General features: G+C 70.9%; 16 protein-coding genes. 2 read left to right on the forward strand and 14 right to left on the reverse strand.

Annotation, left to right across the window (positions count from 1 at the left end; translation table 11 throughout):
• Nucleotides 1–248: 248 nt before the first annotated feature.
• On the reverse strand, nt 249–1,034 hold the full coding sequence (locus tag EDF28_RS16475; protein WP_123939045.1) for a MazG family protein: 786 nt from the start codon (nt 1,032–1,034) through the stop codon (nt 249–251).
• Nucleotides 1,035–1,124: 90 nt separating this feature from the next.
• On the opposite strand from EDF28_RS16475, the gene nhaA reads away from it, so the two are divergent.
• Nucleotides 1,125–2,303, forward strand: a complete 1,179-nt coding sequence (nhaA, locus tag EDF28_RS16480) for a Na+/H+ antiporter NhaA (RefSeq protein WP_123939046.1) — start codon at nt 1,125–1,127, stop codon at nt 2,301–2,303.
• 171 nt (nt 2,304–2,474) lie between these two features.
• Here the strand turns inward: nhaA and mfd are convergent, their stop codons facing one another.
• The 13 genes from mfd to EDF28_RS16545 form a co-directional block, all read right to left on the reverse strand.
• On the reverse strand, nt 2,475–6,083 hold the full coding sequence (mfd, locus tag EDF28_RS16485) for a transcription-repair coupling factor (RefSeq protein WP_123939047.1): 3,609 nt from the start codon (nt 6,081–6,083) through the stop codon (nt 2,475–2,477).
• Between the two features lie 80 nt (nt 6,084–6,163).
• Nucleotides 6,164–6,748: an aminoacyl-tRNA hydrolase gene (gene pth, locus EDF28_RS16490; protein ID WP_123939048.1), complete on the reverse strand. Its 585-nt coding sequence runs from the start codon at nt 6,746–6,748 to the stop codon at nt 6,164–6,166.
• Between the two features lie 29 nt (nt 6,749–6,777).
• The gene (locus EDF28_RS16495; protein WP_123939049.1) at nt 6,778–7,410 is read right to left on the reverse strand and encodes a 50S ribosomal protein L25/general stress protein Ctc; all 633 of its coding nucleotides are present in this window, start codon (nt 7,408–7,410) and stop codon (nt 6,778–6,780) included.
• A 199-nt stretch (nt 7,411–7,609) separates the two neighbouring features.
• Complete coding sequence (locus EDF28_RS16500; RefSeq protein ID WP_123939050.1) at nt 7,610–8,977, reverse strand: RbtT/DalT/CsbX family MFS transporter; 1,368 nt, start codon at nt 8,975–8,977, stop codon at nt 7,610–7,612.
• Nucleotides 8,978–9,379: 402 nt separating this feature from the next.
• Nucleotides 9,380–10,291, reverse strand: coding sequence for a hypothetical protein (locus tag EDF28_RS16505; RefSeq protein ID WP_123939051.1), 912 nt, complete (start codon nt 10,289–10,291; stop codon nt 9,380–9,382).
• Nucleotides 10,292–10,307: 16 nt separating this feature from the next.
• Complete coding sequence (gene manD, locus EDF28_RS16510) at nt 10,308–11,660, reverse strand: D-mannonate dehydratase ManD (protein ID WP_228504708.1); 1,353 nt, start codon at nt 11,658–11,660, stop codon at nt 10,308–10,310.
• A complete protein-coding gene (locus EDF28_RS16515) occupies nt 11,657–12,946 on the reverse strand; it encodes a mannitol dehydrogenase family protein (protein ID WP_123939052.1) in 1,290 nt (429 codons plus the stop codon). The genes manD and EDF28_RS16515 overlap by 4 nt, the downstream gene beginning before the upstream one ends.
• Complete coding sequence (locus EDF28_RS16520; RefSeq protein ID WP_123939053.1) at nt 12,943–13,830, reverse strand: sugar phosphate isomerase/epimerase; 888 nt, start codon at nt 13,828–13,830, stop codon at nt 12,943–12,945. Before EDF28_RS16520 ends, EDF28_RS16515 begins: the two co-directional genes overlap by 4 nt.
• On the reverse strand, nt 13,827–15,032 hold the full coding sequence (locus tag EDF28_RS16525) for a Gfo/Idh/MocA family protein (RefSeq protein WP_123939054.1): 1,206 nt from the start codon (nt 15,030–15,032) through the stop codon (nt 13,827–13,829). The genes EDF28_RS16520 and EDF28_RS16525 overlap by 4 nt, the downstream gene beginning before the upstream one ends.
• On the reverse strand, nt 15,029–15,868 hold the full coding sequence (locus EDF28_RS16530) for a sugar phosphate isomerase/epimerase (protein ID WP_123939055.1): 840 nt from the start codon (nt 15,866–15,868) through the stop codon (nt 15,029–15,031). Before EDF28_RS16530 ends, EDF28_RS16525 begins: the two co-directional genes overlap by 4 nt.
• A gap of 85 nt (nt 15,869–15,953) precedes the next feature.
• Nucleotides 15,954–16,913, reverse strand: a complete 960-nt coding sequence (locus EDF28_RS16535; protein ID WP_165901164.1) for a carbohydrate ABC transporter permease — start codon at nt 16,911–16,913, stop codon at nt 15,954–15,956.
• The gene (locus EDF28_RS16540) at nt 16,910–17,926 is read right to left on the reverse strand and encodes a carbohydrate ABC transporter permease (protein WP_123294721.1); all 1,017 of its coding nucleotides are present in this window, start codon (nt 17,924–17,926) and stop codon (nt 16,910–16,912) included. The genes EDF28_RS16535 and EDF28_RS16540 overlap by 4 nt, the downstream gene beginning before the upstream one ends.
• A complete protein-coding gene (locus EDF28_RS16545; protein WP_123939056.1) occupies nt 17,926–19,281 on the reverse strand; it encodes an ABC transporter substrate-binding protein in 1,356 nt (451 codons plus the stop codon). The genes EDF28_RS16540 and EDF28_RS16545 overlap by 1 nt, the downstream gene beginning before the upstream one ends.
• Nucleotides 19,282–19,511: 230 nt before the next feature.
• Here EDF28_RS16545 and EDF28_RS16550 point away from each other — a divergent pair, with 230 nt between their 5' ends.
• Nucleotides 19,512–20,510, forward strand: a complete 999-nt coding sequence (locus EDF28_RS16550) for a LacI family DNA-binding transcriptional regulator (RefSeq protein ID WP_111084911.1) — start codon at nt 19,512–19,514, stop codon at nt 20,508–20,510.
• Nucleotide 20,511: the final 1 nt, after the last annotated feature.

Genomic DNA, 20,511 nt, shown 5'->3' on the forward strand with positions numbered 1-20,511 from the left:
CGACGAGTTGCGCGGCATGCGTCCTACTGGCATACTGCATTCAGTACCTCGGTTCGGAGCGTGCCTGATCCACTCTCCGGACCGATCGCGTGGGCACCGTGCTGCAGTGTGCCCCGCGACCCGAGCGGGTTCTGCGTGCACACCTCTCCCTGGGGGTGTGCCCACCCGCTCACGGGCGCCCTCCTTTTTCGGGTTAGGAGGGCGCCCTTCTCTTTGCCCGCGCACACACCCTGCGGCTCCCCGCGCACTCACTCCGCGGCGCGGCCGGCTTCCTCGAGCGCAGCGACCGCCACGCGGAGACTCGCGACCGGGTCGATCCCGTCCCGCACCGCTCCGGCGACCTCTTCCAGCATCGCGATCCCCCACGCCGGGTCCACCGCCCCCGCACCGTCGGCCGGTGCCGGCGACCCGACCGATGCCCGAGCGGTCCCCGCTCCGGGTGCCGCAGTTGACGTGGCGGACGCGCCGCGGGCCTCCCGGTCAGCGACCGAGCCGAACGCGGCGGACGCGGCGGACTCGGCGGGCGCGGCGGGCGCGGCGGCCACGACCGACGCGACGGCCGTGTCGGCCGCACCGTGCTCCTCCAGGCGCTCCAGCAGCTTGACGGCCCGCTCCAGTGGCGGCATCGCGCGCGGGACGCCGTCGAGCGCGCTCGTCCGGGCCGACTTCTCCGCCGCCTTCGCAGCACGCCACACCCGGACCACGTCGTCGACGGTGTCCGCGGTCTCGTCGCCGAACACGTGCGGGTGTCGGCGGACCATCTTGTCGCGGACCCCGGCGGCGACGTCCTCCAGGGTGAACTCCCCCGCGCGTTCGGCGATCCCGGCGTGCAGGACGACTTGGTACAGGACGTCGCCGAGCTCCTCGCGGACGTCGTCCGGGTCGCCGTCGTCGATGGCGTCGACGAGTTCGTAGGACTCCTCGACCGCGTAGCGCGCGAGCGTGGCGTGGGTCTGCGCACGGTTCCAGACGCAACCCCCGTCCTCGGCGAGCAGGCGGTCGACGACGGTGACGAGGTCCGGTACGGCGGTCATCGCGCCATCGTCTCACCCACGTATGCTGGTCGTGGTGTGTCGGGAAGTCTGGTCGACGGACTACCACCCGACCCCTCGAGACGGAGATCCATGTCGTCCCTCGTCCGCTCCCCCCGCTTCAGCGCCATCGCGCTCCTGACCGCCGCCGTGCTCGGCCTGGTCGTCGCGAACTCTCCGGTCGGCCCTGGCCTCGAACGGCTGCTCGACGCGCACCTGCCGCTCGGTGCCGTCGGCCTCGACCTGTCGATCGCGCACTGGATCAGCGACGGCCTGCTGGCGGTGTTCTTCCTGCTCGTCGCGATCGAGCTGAAGCAGGAGCTCGTCGACGGTGAGCTGTCGAACCCCAAGACCGCGATCATCCCCGCCATCGCGGCGGTCGGCGGCGTGCTCGTGCCGGCGGGCATCTTCCTGCTCGTCACCGCTGGCACGCAGTACACGCACGGCTGGCCGATCCCGACGGCGACCGACATCGCGTTCGCCCTCGGTGTCCTGGCGATGTTCGGTCGCGGGCTACCGAGCGGCATCCGGGTGTTCCTGCTCGCACTCGCGGTGCTCGACGACCTCATCGCGATCATCATCATCGCCGTCGTGTTCGCGCACGACACCGACTTCCTGGCCCTCGCCGGTGCCGTCGTCACGCTCGCGGTGTTCTGGCTGCTCGGCCGGATGCTCCGTCCGGGGCGCAACGGGCAGACGCTGCTCATCGTGGCGATGGTCGTGGTCGGGCTCCTGACGTGGTGGCTCGTCTACCACTCCGGCGTGCACGCCACGATCGCCGGCGTCGCGCTCGGCCTCGTGCTCCCCCGGCGTCCGGGCCACACCCTGCACGAGAACGTCGAGCCGTGGTCCAACGCGATCGTGCTGCCGGTGTTCGCGTTCGCGTCGGCCGCGGTGGTCATCCCCGCCGTCGGCATCGGCGAGCTCTCCCCCACGTTCTGGGCGGTCGTCATTGCGCTGCCGGTCGGCAAGGTCATCGGGATCACGCTGTTCGGCGTCGTCGCCACACGCCTCTTCCGCTCACCGGGGCGGTCGTCGTTGTCGTTCTTCTCGATCATCACCGTCGGGGTGCTCGGCGGGATCGGCTTCACGGTCTCGCTGCTCATGAACGAGCTCGCGTTCGCCCGGAACGAGGAGATCCTCGACGAGGGCGTGCTCGCCGTGCTCGTCGGCTCGGGCATCGCCATCGTCGCGTCAGCGGTCGTGGTCACGCTCCGGGCGCGGGCGTACCGCGGGCGGCGCGAGCTGTCCGAGGCCGAGGCGACCGAGTAGCGGGGCGCGGTTCCGGGCCCGCACCACCTTTGCGACGATCCACGCGTCGATCGACGCGTGGATCGTCGCGGACAGCGTGCGCGCGGTGGACGCGCCCACGAGCGGACGGGAGGCACGGTGCCAGCCCGCACCGTGCCTCCCGTCCGTCGCCGCTCGCGACCACTGCGCTCCTTACGCGGCCGGCGCCTCCGCCGGCGTCGTCGCGCCGTACACGGCGGTGAGGATGCTCTCGACCCACTGGATCAGGGCGTCGTCCGGCAGCGCCTGGTCGTGCGGCCGCGGCATCGGGATGCTCGCCGCGTTCTGCTGCGGGAACCACTTCGCGCCCGGGAACATCCGCTTGAGCCGCACCTGCGACGAGTCGGCGAGCTCCTTGCCCGCCACGCGCAGGTTCGAGCCCATGACGACCACGTCGGACAGGCCGACCTGCTGCGCCATCCGACGCAGGCGGGAGACCTCGACCAGCGTCTGCACGGCCTGCGGCGGCTGCCCGTAGCGGTCGGTGAGCTCGTCGAGCACCATGTCGATGGCGTCCTGCTGCGCCGTCGGGGCCGAGGCCGCTGACAGCTTCTGGTAGGCCTCGAGCCGGAGTCGTTCGGACTCGACGTAGTCCTCGGGGATGTGCGCATCGACCGGGATCTCGAGTCGGAGCTCGGTCTGCCCCTCGGCCACGTCACCGCGGAACTGCGAGACGGCCTCGCCGATCATCCGGAGGTACAGGTCGAACCCGACGCCCGCGATGTGCCCGGACTGCTCGCCGCCGAGCAGGTTGCCGGCGCCGCGGATCTCGAGGTCCTTCATGGCGACCTGCATGCCCGCGCCGAGCTCGTTGTTCGCCGCGATGGTCTCGAGGCGGTCCTGTGCGGTCTCGGACAGGGGCTTCTCGGAGTCGTACAGGAAGTACGCGTACCCGCGCTCGCGCCCTCGGCCGACACGACCACGCAGCTGGTGGAGCTGCGACAGCCCGTACTTGTCGGCCTTGTCGATGATCAGCGTGTTCGCGTTCGCGATGTCGAGACCGGTCTCGATGATCGTCGTCGACACGAGGACGTCGAACCGGCGCTCCCAGAAGTCGACCATGACCTGCTCGAGGGTGCTCTCGGACATCTGCCCGTGTGCCACGGCGATGCGGGCGTCCGGCACGATCTCGGCCAGGTGCGCGGCGACGCCCTGGATGTCCCGCACGCGGTTGTGCACGTAGAACACCTGGCCCTCGCGCAGCAGCTCGCGGCGGATCGCGGCGGCCACCTGCAGGTCGGACTGCGGCCCCACGAAGGTCAGGATGGGGTGGCGGTCCTCGGGCGGGGTCGCGAGGGTCGACATCTCGCGGATGCCCGTGACCGCCATCTCGAGTGACCGCGGGATCGGGGTCGCCGACATCGCCAGGACGTCGACGTTCGTCTTGAACTTCTTCAGCTGGTCCTTGTGCTCGACGCCGAACCGCTGCTCCTCGTCGATGATGACGAGCCCGACGTCCTTGAAGGTGATGCCCTGCGACAGGATCCGGTGGGTCGCGATGACGATGTCGACGGTGCCGTCGGCGAGCCCGGCGATGGTCTCCTTCGACTCCTTCTCGGACTGGAACCGGCTCAGGGCGCGCAGGTGCACGGGGAACCCGGCGAAGCGCTCCTGGAACGTCTCCATGTGCTGGCGGACGAGCAACGTCGTCGGCACGAGCATGACGACCTGCTTGCCGTCCTGCACCGCCTTGAACGCGGCGCGGATCGCGACCTCGGTCTTGCCGTAGCCGACGTCGCCCGAGAGCAGGCGGTCCATCGGGATGGGCCGCTCCATGTCCCGCTTGATCTCGTCGATCGTGGTGAGCTGGTCGGCGGTCTCGGCGAACGGGAACGCCTCTTCCAACTCGCGCTGCCACGGGGTGTCCGGGCCGAACGCGTGCCCCTTCGACGCCATCCGCGCCGAGTACAGCTTCACCAGGTCGACGGCGATGTCGCGGACGGCCTTGCGGGCCTTCGACTTCGCGGCGGACCAGTCCGAACCGCCCATCTTCGACAGGGTCGGTGACTCGCCACCGACGTACCGCGAGAGCTGGTCGAGCTGGTCGGTCGGGACGAAGAGCTTGTCGCCGGGGTAGTTCCGCTTCGACGGCGCGTACTCGAGCACGAGGTACTCGCGCTGCGTCTTCACCGCGTTGCGGCCGCCGGAACTGACCTCGCGGCTCACCAGTTCCACGAACTTGCCGATGCCGTGCGTCGCGTGCACGACGACGTCGCCCGGCTTGAGCTGCAGCGGGTCGACCACGTTCTTGCGACGGCTCGCGAGCTTCTTGACGGTGCGCGCGCCCTGCTGGACGCTCCGGCCGTAGAACTCCGCTTCGCTGAGCACGACGATGCGCGGATCCGGGATGGCGAAGCCGTGCTCGACGGTGGCGGTCGTGACGATGGCGACACCCGGTTCGGGAGGCGCGGGCAGGGCTTCGGCACGGGCTGCGACCCCGGCGTCGGCGAGGACCTGCACCGCCCGCTCGACCAGACCCTGGCCCTGGGCGGTCACCACGACCGCCCACCCGTCATCGGTGAGCGCCTTGACGTGCGCGATCGCGCCGTCGGCGCTGCCCGCGAAGCTCGGTACTGCCTCGGCACGGACGCGGATGTACTCCCCCGCCTCGGCTGCTGCCTCGGCGTCGGTGAGCACGCGTGCCGTGTCGCCTTCGTCGAGACCGGAGTCGAACGGCGACACCGTCCACCAGGTGCGCTGGCCGCGGGTGTTCTTGAGCTGCTGCACGGTCAGGAAGTTGCCGGCGTCGAGGTCGATCGGCGCCTGGGCCCCGGCGACCGCGGCGCTCCACGCGGCCTGCAGGAACTCGGTGTTCGTCTCGGCCAGGCTGTTCGCGCGACCGTTCACCCGCTCGGGCGAGAACACCGCGATGGTGGCGTCCTCGGGCAGGTACGAGGTCATCGGGACGAGGTCCTGCACGAGCGCGGGGGCGAGGGACTCCATGCCCTCGACCGGGATCCCCTCGGCGATCTTCGCGAGCATCTGGGACAGGTTCGGGAACTCGTGGAGCATCTCGCGCGCCCGCTGCCGGACGTCGTCGCTGAGCAGGAGTTCGCGCGAGGCGGTGAGTTCGACCGAGCCGAGGTCGTCCTCGGTCGTGCGCTGGTCGGCGACCGAGAACGCCTTGACGGCCTCGATCTCGTCGCCGAAGAAGTCGACGCGGACGGGGTGGTCCGCGGTGGGCGGGAAGACGTCGAGGATGCCGCCGCGCACCGCGAACTCACCGCGCCGCGTGACGAGGTCGACGCGGGCGTAGGCCATGTCGACGAGCTTCGCGGCGATGGCGGCCAGGTCGTTGCCGCGCGAGTCGGTGCGCAGCACGACGGGTGCGAGCGAGGTCAGGTTTGCGGCGATCGGCTGCAGCGCTGCGCGGACGCTCGCCACGACGATGGTGGTGCGGCGGTCGGCGGCGTCGGCGGCGGACCAGGACGCGAGCCTGCGGAGCGTCGCGATGCGGGTGCCGACGGTCTGGGCACTCGGGCTGAGCCGTTCGTGCGGCAGGGTCTCCCACGCCGGGAACTCGAGGACGTCGGCGTCGGGGACGTAGCTGCCGAGGGCGTCGCGGACCGCTTCGGCTTCACGCCCCGTCGCCGTGATGACGAGCACGCACTGCGGCCCGTTCCGCTCGGCGAGCAGCGCCCCGAGCAGCGGGACCCGCAGGCCGTCGACGACCGAGAAGTCGGCGTCACGAGGCGCGGCACGGAGCACGCGATCGAACGCGGAGGCGCGCGAGAGCGCAGGGATGATGCCCGAGATCGTCACTCAGGAGATGGTACCGGCCCCCACCGACACCGCCCGCGTGGTGCGCGACGGGCGAACACGGCCGGGATCGACCAGCGCGGTCAGGACGGCGCGTGCACCCGCTGCTGCGCGGCGACGAGTCCGACCTCGGCGATCGCCTCGACCGCGTCCGCGGCGTCGGCCAGCAGGATGGGCAGCGACTTCTTCTCGGCTGCGGAGAAGTCACGCAGCACGTAGTCGGCAGGGTCCTGACGACCGGGCGGACGACCGATGCCGACCCGGACGCGCGAGAACTCGTTCGTGCCGGTGGCCTTGATGATGTCGCGCAGCCCGTTGTGCCCGCCGTGACCCCCGCTGCCCTTGAGGCGGACGGTGTCGAACGGCAGGTCGAGCTCGTCGTGCACGACGACGAGGTCGGCCGGGGTGGCGCTGTAGAACCCGAGGACCGACGAGACCGGTCCGCCGGAGGTGTTCATGAACGAGCCGGGCTTCGCGAGCACCAGGCGCGGTCCGCCGGGCACCAGGCGCCCCTCGGCGACCTGGTTCGGCGTCTTGTGCTTCTTGAACCGCGCACCCATGCGGGAGGCGAGTTCGTCGAGGACCATCTGGCCGACGTTGTGCCGGTTGCCGGCGTAGTCGGGCCCGGGGTTCCCGAGTCCGACCACGACCAGCGTTCGATCCGCCACAGCGTCGACCAGATGTCTTCGAAGGGGTGTTACTCGGAGTCGACCGGCTCGGAGCCGCCCTCGGCACCGGCTTCGGCACCGGCCTCGGCCGAGGCCTCGTCCGCAGCGTCGTCGTCAGCGGTGCCACGCGGGGTGACGATCTGCACGACGAGCGCCTCACCGTCGGTCTCGAGCTCGGCGCCCTCGGGGAGGGTGAGCTCGGCGGCCGTGATCTGCGTGCCGTCCTCGAGGCCCTCGACGTCGACGACGACGTGCTCCGGGATGTCGGTCGCGAGGACCAGCAGGGAGACGGTGTTCAGGTCCTGCACGTGGATCGTGCCGGAGAAGGACTCGCCCTCGATGACGACGGGCACGTCGACCGTGACCTTCTCGCCGCGGCGCAGGACCACGAGGTCGATGTGCTCGATGATCTGGCGCACCGGGTCACGCTGGACGTCCTTGACGAGGGCGAGCTGGGCAGCACCCTCGATGTCGAGGTCGACGACCGCGTTGGCGGTACGGACGAGCAGCATGGTCTCGTGACCGGGCAGCGAGATGTGCTTCGGCTCGGTGCCGTGGCCGTAGACCACTGCCGGGATCTTGTCGGCGGCGCGGAGCTTGCGCGCTGCACCCTTGCCGAACTTGGTGCGGACGTCCGCTGCGAGCTTCGTGTAGTCGGCCATGGTGCCTCCTGGTCTCGGGGGTCGACACCGGCGGTCCGGCATCGTGGGGGTCTGTGGTGTTGCAACTCGAACGCGTGCACGCGTGAGGAACGTTCCCTGGGCTGGGCCGGGTCTCCCACCGCGTCGATCACGGCCGCTGTCGCGGCCCTCGCCGAAGTCAATCACCGACTCTACCAGCACCCGCCGGGCGTGTCGTGCCTCAGTGCCCCGCGGCTACCGCCTCCTTCGGCACCTTGAGGAACGACAGCACCACGAAGGCGAGGACGTAGAGGCCGACGAACGTCCAGACCACGCCACCGGGGCCACCCCACGGCAGGACGGCGCTGACCACGGCGTTGCCGAGGAAGGTCGCACCACCGGCCGCCGTGGCGTACATGGCCATCGCGGCACCGCGACGCTCCTCGCCGGCGAAGGCGGGGACGATCGCGCCCATGGGTGTGAACCCGGCGAGCATGATGCCGAACACCGTCCCCGCGGCGGTGGCGAGCCAGAAGCCCCACTCGGAACCGGCCGGCACCAGGTGCGGGACGTACCACCAGGCCAGCAGCCCGATCGCCGAGGCGCCGATGCCGAACCACTTGACGGTGCGGATCCAGCCGATGCGGTCACCGAGGGCACCGAAGAAGGCGTTGAACAGGATGTTGCCGGCGTAGACGATCACCGTCATCGTGAGCCACTTCGACTGGCCCCACCCGAGCTCGGTGCCGATGATCGCCGGCATGATCACGAACATGCCGAACTCGGGCGCCGTGTTGACGAGCCGGATCAGGACGGCGAGCAGGACCTTGGGGCGCGTGATGCAGACCTCGATGCCGCTGGCGATGACCCGTGCGGCGGAGTGCGAGCGCGGGGCGATGCGGCCGAGCCCGGTCCGCTCGTGCACGCCGAACCGGATGATCACCCAGCCGGCCACGACCAGGACGAGCGACAGGGCCATCGACCACGTCTCACCCGTGTGGCCGCCACCGAACGCGGGGATGCTGCCGATCGCGATGAGCGAGCCGAGCGTCGGCAGGCCACCGGTGAAGACGACGTAGAACCAGCCGACGGCCGTGGCGTTCCGGTCGCGCGCCACGGTGTGGTTCACCCAGCAGAGGAACGAGAAGGCGAACAGCGGGAAGCCGAGTCCGCGCAGGAAGTACGTCAGGGCGATCAGCCCGACCGACCCGGTGGGCAGTGCCGCGAGGAACGCGACCTGGAACACCACCCACAGGACGGCCCCGATCGTCATGACGCGGCGCGGGCCCCACAGCTCGGAGAGCACGCCGGCGAAGTAGGACGCCACCAGGACGGCGACGCCGTAGATGCCGATCACCATCGCGGCGCTGTCCGTACCGCCCGAGCCGAGAGCCGCGGCGATGTGCGGGGCGATGAAGTTCGACTCGATGCCGTCGCCCGTCATGAAGACGAGGACACCGAGGAAGCCCCAGCGCAGCGGGTGCGGGATGCCGAGGCGGGCGATGAAGCCCTCGCGCCCGGCAGACGGTGGTGCGGTGGAAGGTGGGGCGGTCGTCACGCCGTTCGGCGGGGTCAGGGTCGTGGTGCGGTTGGTGCGGGGTTCCGACATGTGTCGTCTCTCCTGGAGGGGCCCCGGAGTGCTCGACCCGGCATCGCGGCATGTCTCCGGGGTGCGCCGCGCGCCACGCACCCGACCGCCCGCGCAGTGGCTGCGGGCGGTCGGGGCGTCGGCGATGATGCGAGTCCTGTACCCGGGGCGCCCCGTGCTGGTGCGGCGACGGATCCCGGCGGACCATCGCCGGCCCGAAGCATGGTGTCCGACGTTAGACCGCTCCAACGCCACTCGTCAAGAACGACAACTGTTGTGTAACGATCGGCGGTCGTGCCGCGCGGAGGGAGTCGTTCCGGGCGTAGTGGGTCGTTCCGGGCATAGGTGGTCGTTCCTTTCGGCCGAGTACGCCCGATTCGACCTTCCATCGCGCGCGTGATGGGAAGGAACGCTCCGCGAGGCTCAGCGGCCGAGGCTGCGCCGGTGCTCCTGGGCAGCCGCCAGCAGCTCGCGGGCGTCGTTGCTCGTCGCCTCGGCGGCGTCGCGAGCACGTTCGAGGGCCTCGATCTCCGCGGTCGCCCGATCGAGCTCGCGCTGCAGGTCGGCCCGGCGCTCCTCGGCCTGCTCGAGGTCCGCCTCCGCGGCGTCGACTGCGGCATCGGCGTCGCGCGACTCGCTCCGGGCGGCGGTCTCCGCCTGGCGTGCGGCCTTCCGCTCAGCGGCCGGGTCACGCTTGGGCTCGGGCTGGGCGTCCGGCTCCGGTCCGTCCTGGGGTTCCGTCTCCGTCGACCGGGAGGCACGGCTCGCCTTCCGCGCGCCCCTCGCCTGGGTGATCGGGATGGGTGGGGCATCGCTGCCGGACCAGGCGTCCGGCACCGCGTCCGGGTCCGCGAGCGCCCCGTCCAGGTCGACCGCGTCGAACCCCACGCTCTCCAAGGGCGTCACGAGCAGCCCCGAACGCACAGCGGCGCCTGCGTGCGGATCGGCCATCGCCGCTTCGATCGTCGCCCGCACCTGTGCCAGCACCGCCGCCGTCACCGGGTGTCCGGCGTCCGAGGCGAGGTCGGCCCCGGCCTGCGCCAGCGCCTCGATCACCTCGGAGCGTTGCTGTCGGAGTGTCCGGATCGCTCCAGGGTCGGCGTCGGCCTGGGCCTTGCGGAGGGCTGGCCCGAGGTCGACCGCGTCGTCGAGGGCGCCGTCGTGCGCGAGCAGGTCCACGACCCACGCTGCCGGTGCCGGCTTCCGGAGCTTCCCGATCGCCGCCGCCAGGTCGCGGTCGTCCTTCCGGACCGCGCGCTGGCGGGCCGTGCGCTCGGCGACGAAGTCCCCCGGCGCGACGAGCAACAGCTCCCTGGCGACGTCCGCGAACTCCATGCCCCCAGCTTGCCCGCTACCAGTCGTGGACGGTGCCGTCGGCCAGACGGTTGAACGGCAGGTAGGCCTGCTCGTACGGGTACTTGCCGGCCTCGTCGACGTCGAGGCTGACCCCGAGGCCGGGCTCGTCACCGGGGTGCAGGTAGCCGTCCGTGAAAGTGAAGGTCTGCTGGAACACCTGGTTCGTCTGCGGCCCGTGCTGCATGTACTCCTGGATGCCGAAGTTGTGGATCGCCATCCCGAGGTGCATCTGGGCGGCCAGACCGACGGGCGAGATGTCGGTCGGCCCGTGGAACCCGGACTTGATCTGGTACATCGCGGCGTAGTCCATCGTCTTCTTGAGCGGGGAGATGCCACCCATGTGCGTGACCGCTCCGCGGACGTAGTCGATGAGCTGGTCGCGGATGATGTCCTTGAAGTCCCAGATCGTGTTGAAGACCTCGCCGATCGCGAGCGGCGTGGTGGTGTGCTGCCGGACGAGCTTGAGTGCCTCTTGGTTCTCGGCGGGGGTGCAGTCCTCGAGCCAGAACAGGTCGTAGGGCTCGAGCGACTTGCCGAGCTTCGCGGCCTGCAGCGGGGTCATCCGGTGGTGCCCGTCGTGCAGGAGCGGCAGTTCGGGTCCGAACTCGTTGCGGACGGCCTCGAACACGGTGGGGACGTGGCGCAGATAGGCGCGCGTGTCCCAGTCCTCCATGGCGGGGAAGGCCCCTCGTTGCGCCGGCTCGAAGTCGTACCGGACGCCCTCGTTGCCCTCGGTGGTCTTGTTCGACGCGATGCCGTAGATGCTCTCGAGACCGGGGACGCCGGTCTGCACGCGGATCGAGCGGTAGCCCTCCTCCTGGTGCTCGCGGATCGAGTCGAACAGCTCGGGGAGTTCCTTGCCGGAGGCGTGCCCGTACGCCATCAGCCCGGTGCGCGAGGCGCCACCGAGCAGCTGGTAGAGCGGCATGCCGGCGACCTTGGCCTTGATGTCCCAGAGCGCCATGTCGACCGACGCGATCGCGGCCATCGTGACCGGGCCGCGACGCCAGTACGACGAGCGGTACAGGAACTGCCAGGCGTCCTCGATGCGGCTGGCGTCGCGGCCGATCAGCAGCGGCACGACGTGCTCGGACAGGTACGCGGCGACGCCGAGCTCGCGGCCGTTCAGCGTCGCGTCGCCGAGGCCCGTGACGCCGTCGGCGGTCGTGATCTTCAGCGTGACGAAGTTCCGGTTCGGGCTGGTGACGATGACCTCGGCACGCTCGATGAGCTGGCCGCGGTCGGCCGACGCCCACGTGTCCGGACGCCCGGAGGTGTGCCCGGTCGCCGCGCCGGTGTCGGCGGCGCCCGGCACCGGGGCCGCGGGGTTCGTGGTGGTGTCGGTCATGCGTGGACTCCTTCGTCGGTGCTGGTGGTGGTGCGTGCGGCGGTGCCCGCCGCCCGGATGTCGTCGGCCGCCGCGGTGATCGCGTCGACCACGTCGGTGGTGTCGAGGTCGGGGGCGATGACGCGCAGCACGTCGCGCACGTCCGAGTCTGCCCCGGGGGCTCCGTCGTCGTCCACGAGGTCGGGCTGCGTCGTGACGTGGAGCCACCACGCGGCGATCGCGGTCGCGGCGCCGGGCCCGATGCCGCCCGACGGCTCGCGCTCGAGTCGGTGCCGCACGACGTCGACGACCCGGACGGGCAGCTTCTGCGATCCACCGGAGGCGATCTGCCGCAGGGTGTGCCGGATGCGGGGGTTCTGGAACCGGTCCACCAGGGCGGCACGGGCGTCGGTGACCTCGTCGGCAGGCAGGGGCAGTTCGCGGCCGGCCTCGTCCCACAGCTGCTCGACGGCGGCACGGCACACCGGGTCGTCCACGGCCGCGGCGACGGTCTCGTGCCCGCGCTGGAGCCCGAGGTACGCGAGCAGCGAGTGCGAGCCGTTCAGCAGCCAGAGCTTCCGCTGCTCGTACGGGGTGACGTCGTCGACGATGCGCACGTCGGCGGTCTCCCACGCGGGGCGGTCGATCCCGTCGAAGGCGTCCTCGAGCACCCACTCCGCGAAGGGCTCGGTGACGACGGGGACCCGGTCCGCGGCGAGCGCTCCCGGTAGGGCGGCGAGGCCCTCGACGTCGGCGTCGGTGGTCGCGGGGGTGATCCGGTCGACCATCGACGACGGGAACGAGACGTTCGCCTCGATCCACGCGCGCAGGTCGGGGTCGGTGGTGGCGCCCAGCACGGCCTCGCGCAGCACCGCGCCGTTGTGCGTCAAGTTGTCGAGGCTGACGAGCGCGATGCGCCCGCCGCTGGCCGTCCGCCGGGCGTCGAGCCCCGCGACCAACCGGGCGGGGACGTCGGAACCGGACCGGTAGCCATGCTCGGTGACCGTCAGCGTGACGATGGTGGTCTCCGGGGACGCGACCACGTGCCTCCAGGCCGTGTCGTCGCTGCCCGGGTGGGCGGCCACGATCGTGTCGACCACCTCGGCGTCGTCGCCGGACGCAGCACGCGTGACCAGCGTGTACCGGCAGTCCTGCGCGGTGAGGGCGTCGGCCGCCGCGGGCGAGCGGCCGGTGAAGGCCGTGATGCCCCACGACTCCCCCGTGGTGTGGGCGGTGTACCAGGCGAGGTGGGCGCGCGCGAACGCGCCCACCCCGAGGTGGACGATGCCGGGGCGGCGATCGGTCATGCCGACACCGGGACGAGGGACCGCAGGTACGCCAGGTTGTCGGCGGTCCGGGCCTCGAGCGGCAGGTCGGTGGAGAAGTCCTCGATGGTGACCCAGCCGTCGTAGCCGACCTGGCGGAGGGCGTCGAGGTACTCGGAGACGGACGCCTGCCCGGTGCGCAGCGGCGCCCACTCGTTCTGCCAGATCGTGCTGCCGTCGGCGCGGGTGTCGCCGGTGTCGACCCAGCGGGCGTTCTTCACGTGGGCGTGCGCGAGGTACGGGCCGAGGAGCTCGAACGCGGCGAGGTGGTCCTCCTGGCCCTCGATGACCAGGTTGCCGAGGTCGTGGATGACGCCGACGTGCTCCGGGTCGAGGCCGTCGACGAGCCGCAGCGCCGCCGAGGCCGAGGGCGTGATCGTCATGTGGTGCAGCTCGACGAGCGCCTTGACGCCGAGCTCGGTCGCCCGGGTCACCGCCCACTCGAGGTCGGCGCGGGTGCGGTCGAAGATCTGCCCGTACGTCTCGCCGGTGCGTTCCTTCTCCTGCCGGTACATCGGCATCGAGATGCGGACCTGGCGGGCGCCGAGCTCGCTCGTGACGCGGAGCATCGTCTCGACGCCCTCGTGGTCCGACGCCTGCTGGTAGCCGCCGATGCCGGAGTACTCGAGCCCGGCGGCGTCGGTGATCCGCGCGATCTCGCCGACGTGGTCCTGGATGCCGGTGAACTGCCACGTGGAGTTGTTGCCGGCCCAGAACGAGCGACCGGCGGGCACGACGGTGCCGTCCGCGGGGCGGTCGTCGACGATGCGCCACTCGACGCCGTCCCAGCCCTGCTCGGCCAGCGTCGAGGCGGCCTGCGACGGGGTCCAGTCGGGGGTGGAGGCGGTGAACACGGAGAACTTCATCGGGTGGCTCCTTCGGTCGCGGTGTCGGACGTTGCTGCAGCGCCCACCACGGGCACCACGTCGTCGTACTTGCCCTCGATCACGTCTTCGATCCGGACGGGTTGCCCGAGCGTCGCGCTGACGTACAGCCCGCGGACGGTGGCGAGCGACACGAGGGCCGCGTCGACGGTCACGCCGGGCTCACGGCCCTCGCGGATCGCGGCCACGATGTCGGTGTACTGCCGACCGTGCCCTGCGGCGAAGTGGTCGGGCTCGGCAGGGCCGCCGACGACGTGCGCCGGCGGGACGACGTCGTCCTTCTGGTCGACCGCGCCCGCGACCGCCGAGGCGTTCGAGGTGGTCGACGCGGACTCGAGGGTCGCGGCGTCGGGTGCGATGTGGAAGTAGGCCAGGCGGTCGTCGTCGACGATCGCCGACCCGTGCGTGCCGTACACGGCGTAGCGGGCGGAGAGGCCCGGGTACGCGGCGGTCGTGCAGTGGATGACACCGAGCGCGCCGCCGGCGAACCGGACGGTGGCGACGGCGGTGTCCTCGACCTCGATGCGGTCGTGCGCGAGCAGCCCGGTCTGGGCCGAGATCTCGACCGGACGGCCGAGCGCCCAGACGAGCAGGTCGACGGTGTGTACGCCCTGGTTCATCACGGCGCCACCACCGTCGAGCGCCCAGGTGCCACGCCAGTCACCGGAGTCGTAGTAGCCCTGCGACCGGTACCAGGCGACGCTCGCCAGGCCGGAGGTCACGGTGCCGAACCCGCCGTCGTGGGCGGCTGCGGCGACGGCGGCCGAGGCCGGGTCGAAGCGGTGCTGGCTGATGACGCTCGTGACGAGTCCACGCTCGCGTGCCGCTGCGGCGAGCGCGGCGATCTGCCGGGCCCGGGGCATCGTGGTGTCGAGGGGCTTCTCGATGACGACGTGCTTGCCGGCGGCCAGGGCGGCCTCGGCGAGCTGGACGTGCATGCCGGAGGGCGAGCAGATCGCGACGACGTCGATGTCGGTCTGCGCGATCGCTTCCTCGATGGTGGACGTCGTGACGGGGCGGGTGACGCCCATCGCCTCGATCTCGTCGGCGGCGCTCGTGGCGGCGGCGGGGATCGCGTCGACGAGGGCGACGACCTGCAGGTCCGGGTGGTGGACGGCGACCGTGGCGTGGTGGCGTCCGATGACGCCGGCGCCGACGACTGCCAACTTCAGTGGGGTGGTCATCGCAGGGTGACTCCGATCTGGTCGGTGAGGGTGCGGAGGGCACGACCGGCGCGACCGAAGGCCGCGGGGCCGGAGAACCCGCCGAGGGAGGTGAAGTCGCTGAGGTGCGGCTCGAGCGAGGCGTAGCCGGAGTACCCGGCGTCGCGCAGCGCGGTGAGGGTCTGCAGCAGTTCGCCGTCGCCCTCACCCGCGGGGACGACCGACGAGTCGACGGCCAGGGCGTCCTTGACCTGCAGGTAGTCGACGTAGGGCGCGAGCTGCGCCCACCCGTCGGTGAACGGCTTGACGCCGCACTGCACGTAGTTCGCGTTGTCCCAGGCCAGTCGGAGCGCCGGCGACCCGACGCTCTCGACGATGTCGAGCACGCGCGAGGGGACGTCGCCGTAGATGTCCTTCTCGTTCTCGTGCAGCAGGGTCACGCCCTCGCGTGCGGCGAGGTCGGCCAGGGCGCGCATCCGGACGAGGACGTCGTCGCGGACGTCCTCCGGCTGCCGGCCCTCGAAGTAGAACGAGAAGATCCGGATGTTCGTGGTGCCGAGGGCGTGTGCGGCGGCGATCGCGCGACCGAGCCGTCCGACCTCGTGCTCGACGGGCTCGTCGACGGAGACCTTGCCGATCGGCGAGGCGATGGCGGACACGGTCTGTCCGCGCTCCTCGAGCAGGCGGTGGAGTCCGGCGAGCTGGTCCTCGTCGAGGTCGACGACGTTCGCGCCCCAGGCGCTGCGGACCTCGATGGCGCTCGCGCCGAGCGCCTGCAGGACCGCGACCTGGACGACGGGGTCGGCGTCGATCTCGTCGCCGAAGCCGGAGAGTTCCCACGTGGGCTGGTCGGTCATGGTGTCCTTTCGTGTCGGAGGGGAGGCGCGTGGCGGGGCCGCCACGGGCCTCCAGTCCGGTTCTGGGTTGCGGTGACTGCCGCGCTCACTTGACGGAGCCGGCCGTCAGACCGCCCACCAGGTAGCGCTGGAAGATGAGGTACAGGGCGACGACCGGCACGGCGCAGACGATCGAGGCGGCCATCATCTGGCCGTAGATCGGGACCGCACCGCCTTCCTGCGCGGTGCCGAGCACCTGCAGGACCACGGCCACCGTCCGGGTGTTCGGGGTCGTCATGATCGTGGAGAACAGGACGTCGTTCCAGCCGAGCAGGAAGGCGAAGATCGCCGAGACGACGATGCCGGGCCACGACAGCGGCAGGACGATCTTCGTCAGGATCTTCGTGCTCGAGGCGCCGTCGATGCGGGCGGCCTCCTCGAGTTCCTTGGGCAGACCACGCAGGTAGGTGACCATCACCCAGGTCGAGAACGGCAGGGCGAACGTCAGGTAGGTGACGAACAGACCCCAGCGGGTGCCGATGATCTGCACGCCCGTGGCACTGGCGATGTTCGAGAACACCACGAACACGGGCAGCAGCAGGAGCGTGCCGGGGATCGACTGCAGCGCGAGGAGCCCACGCAGGATGGTCAGGCGACCGAGGAACCGGAACCGGACCAGCACGTACGCGGTGGACACGGCGAGCGCGGCACTCGCGATGGCGACCGCGCCGGCGGTGAGCATCGAGTTGACCAGCCCCTCGCCGAGGGCGACCGTCGACCAGATCTCGACGTAGTTCGACAGCGTGAACTCGGAGGGGAAGTACTCGCCGCGGGCGACCGCGACGTCCGAGTTCACGGAGCCGAACAGGATGTACAGGACCGGGACGGCGATGAACGCGATGATGATCGCGATCACCACGATGAGCAGCCAGCGGGGCAGGAGCCGGGTGACGTCGGTGTCGTAGGGGCGTTTGTGGCGTCGACCGGGTGCGGTGATGCTCTCGGTCAGGGTCGACGTCGGGCGGGTCCGGGTGGTGCCGGCGAAGGATGTGCTCTGGGCGCTCATGCGCGTGCTCCGTCGATGTCGGCGGCGGTCGGGGCGGCGGCGAGCGTGGCGCGGTCGGCGCGGCGCTGCTTCCGGTTGGGGCCCGCGTCGTCACCGGTGTCGAGCTTGACGGCTCGCAGGTAGACGAACAGCGGGATGGCGACGATCACGAGCGAGCAGATCGCCATGGCCGCGGACAGACCGAAGCGGAACGACTGGAAGCTCGCGATGTACGTCAGGACGGGCATGACCTCGACGCTCGACGGCAGCGGGATGCCGAACAGCACGAACGGCAGGGTGAAGTTGTTGATGTTGTGCAGGATCGCGATGATCACCGCCAGGCTGAGCGGCCCGCGCAGGTACGGGAAGATGATGTAGCGCAGCTTCGCCCACCAGGTCACCCCGTCGAGCGCGGCGGCCTCGTGCACCTCGTTGTCCACGGCCTGCAGTCCGGCGAGCGACAGCAGGTAGACGAACGGCCAGCTCGTCCAGATCATCACGCCGGCCAGCGCCCAGTACGACGCGGAGCCGTTCAGCCAGAGCACGTCGGTGTGCAGGATCGAGTTCACGACGCCCTGCGGCTGCAGCATCGTGCGGAAGAACGTGCCGACGACGAACGCGGGCAGCACGTACGGGATCAGGTAGATCGACCGGACGAGGCCGCGCCCCGGGAACCGGTTCTGCGTCGAGATCGCGGCCGCGACGCCGATCGGCACGGTGACCGCGGTGACCAGGACGGACAGCGACACCGAGATCCAGATCGAGTGGAGCAGGGGCGAGTTCGTGAAGGCCTCGGTGAAGTTCGCGAAGCCGATGAAGGGGGCGCTGAACCACTGCCGCAGCGTGTACTGGTCCAGGTCGAGCATCGCGATGTAGAAGCCCACCAGGAGTGGCACCACGATGACGGCGAGCATGAGGACCCCGCCGGGGATGAGCATCCAGAGCGGACGCTCCTTCTTGTACAGCGGCGTCGTGCCGTGCGGGCGGACCGTCTGCTCCGTGCGCTGCGGCGGTCTGGTCTGGGTGCTGGTCATCACAGACCTCCGTTCTTCTGACGGTCGAGGGTGGACTGGGCGTCCTTCTGGGCGTCCTGCAGACGCTTGCGGAGCTGGTCGTCGGTGACCTCGCCGCTCTTGAGCGACGGGATCGACTGCACGACCACGTCGACCAGGGCGAGCTGGATGTCGGACCAGGCGCCGGTGAAGGCGGTGGGCTTCGACAGGCGGCCCGCGTCGATGATCGGCTTGAGCTGCGGGTTGTCGGCCGCCAGGTCAGCGGCGGCGGACGCGTTGGTCGGCAGGTTGCCGAACAGGTCGTAGTACTCGAGCTGCGCCTTCGGTGCGCTGAGCTGCTTGACGAAGTCGAAGGACAGCTGCTGCTTCGTGCCGTAGTCGGCCACCACCCAGTTGTCGCCGGACAGGATGCTCGCGGCCTCGATGCCGTCGGCCGGGCGCTCGCTGGCCCCCGGCGGGACGGTGGGGAGCAGGGCGAACTCGTACTTGCCGTCGACCTTGGTGTCCTTGAACGAGTTGATCGCGGTGGTCGTTGTCATCGGGAAGAACGCGGCCTTGCCCTCGGTGAACTGGGCCAGGGCCTGCGCGTTGTTCCAGCCGATCGCGGCCTTGTCGACGACGCCGTCCTTCGTGACCCAGTCGAAGTAGGTCCGGTACGCGTTCTCGACGGCGTCGCTGTCGATCTCGGCCTTCGAGCCGTCGACGATGGTGTTGCCGGCGTTCTGCGCCATGCCCCACACGAACTTCCACGGGTCGAAGCCGTCGGCGTAGGCGATCGCCAGGCCGTGCCGTCCGTCACCGGTGGTGGCCTTCGCGTCCTCGGTCAGCTCGTCCCACGTGGTCGGCATGTCGGTGATGCCGGCCTTCGCGAGGAGGTCCTTGTTGACGGCCATCACGAACGGACGGCTGGCGAACGGGATCCCGATCTGCTTCGAGTCGCTCGGCCCCGAGATGCCGAACGAGGCCGAGTCGAACTGGTCCTTGCCGCCGATGGCCTGCCACTCCTTCGACCCCATCTCGACGAAGGCACCGGTGGCGTAGGCCGTCGGGGTGAACGTGGTGCCGATGGCGTAGACGTCGGGGCCCTGGCCGGAGATGACGCTGGTCTGGATCGCGGTCAACTCCTCCTGCGCGGACGAGTAGGTCTCCCACTGGATGTCCGCACCGGTGGTGCGCTTGAACTCGGCAGCGGTGTCCTGCTGCCACTGCTTGCGCTCCTTGGGGTACGTGGTGTCCGCGCCCATCATCACGCGGAGGGTGTTCGGGTCGTCGCCGCTGCCGTTCACGACGGCGCAGCCCTGCAGGGAGAGAGCGGCGAGGGCGATCACCGCGACGGCACCGACGAGGGTGCGGGGCTTCAGCCGTGTTCTGTTCATCCGGGGGCTTCCTCCTCGAGACCTCCTCCGGGCGGCGCTGCCCGGTGGCACCACTGTTCCGCCGTTGGCAACATCCGGCAACCGGTTGCCACTTGTTGCCAGACGCGAATACGTTCGGCCTCGTGAGCGACACAGACATCGACGTCTCCGGCGCCGGCAGCGGCTTCGGCACGCGATCCGACGCGAGCGCCGACACGAGCGCCGGCGCCGGCTTCAGCGCCGCCCGGCGCGTGACCATCCGGGACATCGCCGACGCGACCGGCGTGGCCCCGTCCACCGTGTCCCGCGCGCTCTCACTGCCCGACCGCGTGAACCACACCACGCAGGAGCGCATCCAACGCGCGGCCCGCGAACTCGGCTACGTCGCCAACTCGCAGGCACGCGCCCTGACGTCCGGCCGCACCCGGGCCGTCGCCGTGCTCGTCTCCGACATCACGAACCCGTTCTACTTCGACGTCATCCGCGGTACGCAGCACCAGCTCGCCGGCGCCGGGTGGACGCAGTTGCTCGTCGACACCGAGGAGTCCGCCGACGCCGAACTCGCCACCCTGAGCTCGATCGGCGCGAAGGCCGACGGTGTCGTCCTCACCGCCTCACGCCTGTCCGACGCGCAGATCGCCCGGTTCGCCGAGCGGATCCCCCTCGTCGTCGTCAACCGTCGCCCCGCCGGGGTGCCCTCGGTGCTCATCGACACCCCCGGCGGCGTCGAGCAGGCCGTGCAGCACCTCGTCTCCCTGGGCCACCGCGACGTGCTCTACGTCGCCGGTCCGGACAGCTCGTGGTCGAACGAACGCCGGTGGAAGGCGCTCGTGCGCGTCGCGAAGCGCCTCGGCGTCCGCGTCGCCCGCATCGGGCCGCACGCGCCGTTCGTCGACTCCGGAGCCGCAGCCGCCGACGCCGCCGTGCACGCCGGGGCCACCGCCTGCATCGCCTTCAACGACCTGATCGCGATCGGCATGCTCGCGCGGCTGCGGGAACGGGGCGTCCGCGTCCCCGAGGACATGAGCATCGTCGGCTGCGACGACATCTTCGGTGCCGACTTCTGCAACCCGCCGCTCACCACCATGACCTCGCCGATCGAACGCGCCGGCCGGGTCGCGATCCGGATGCTGCTCGGCCGCCTCGGTGCGATCCCCGCCGACGAGCTGCCCGGTGAGCACATGACCGGCGCCGTCGCACTGCCCACCCACCTGACCGTCCGGGAGTCGACGGGGCCCGCGCCCGCCTGAC

The sequence above is a fragment of the Curtobacterium sp. PhB137 genome (genome assembly GCF_003814955.1).
Lineage (GTDB): Bacteria > Actinomycetota > Actinomycetes > Actinomycetales > Microbacteriaceae > Curtobacterium.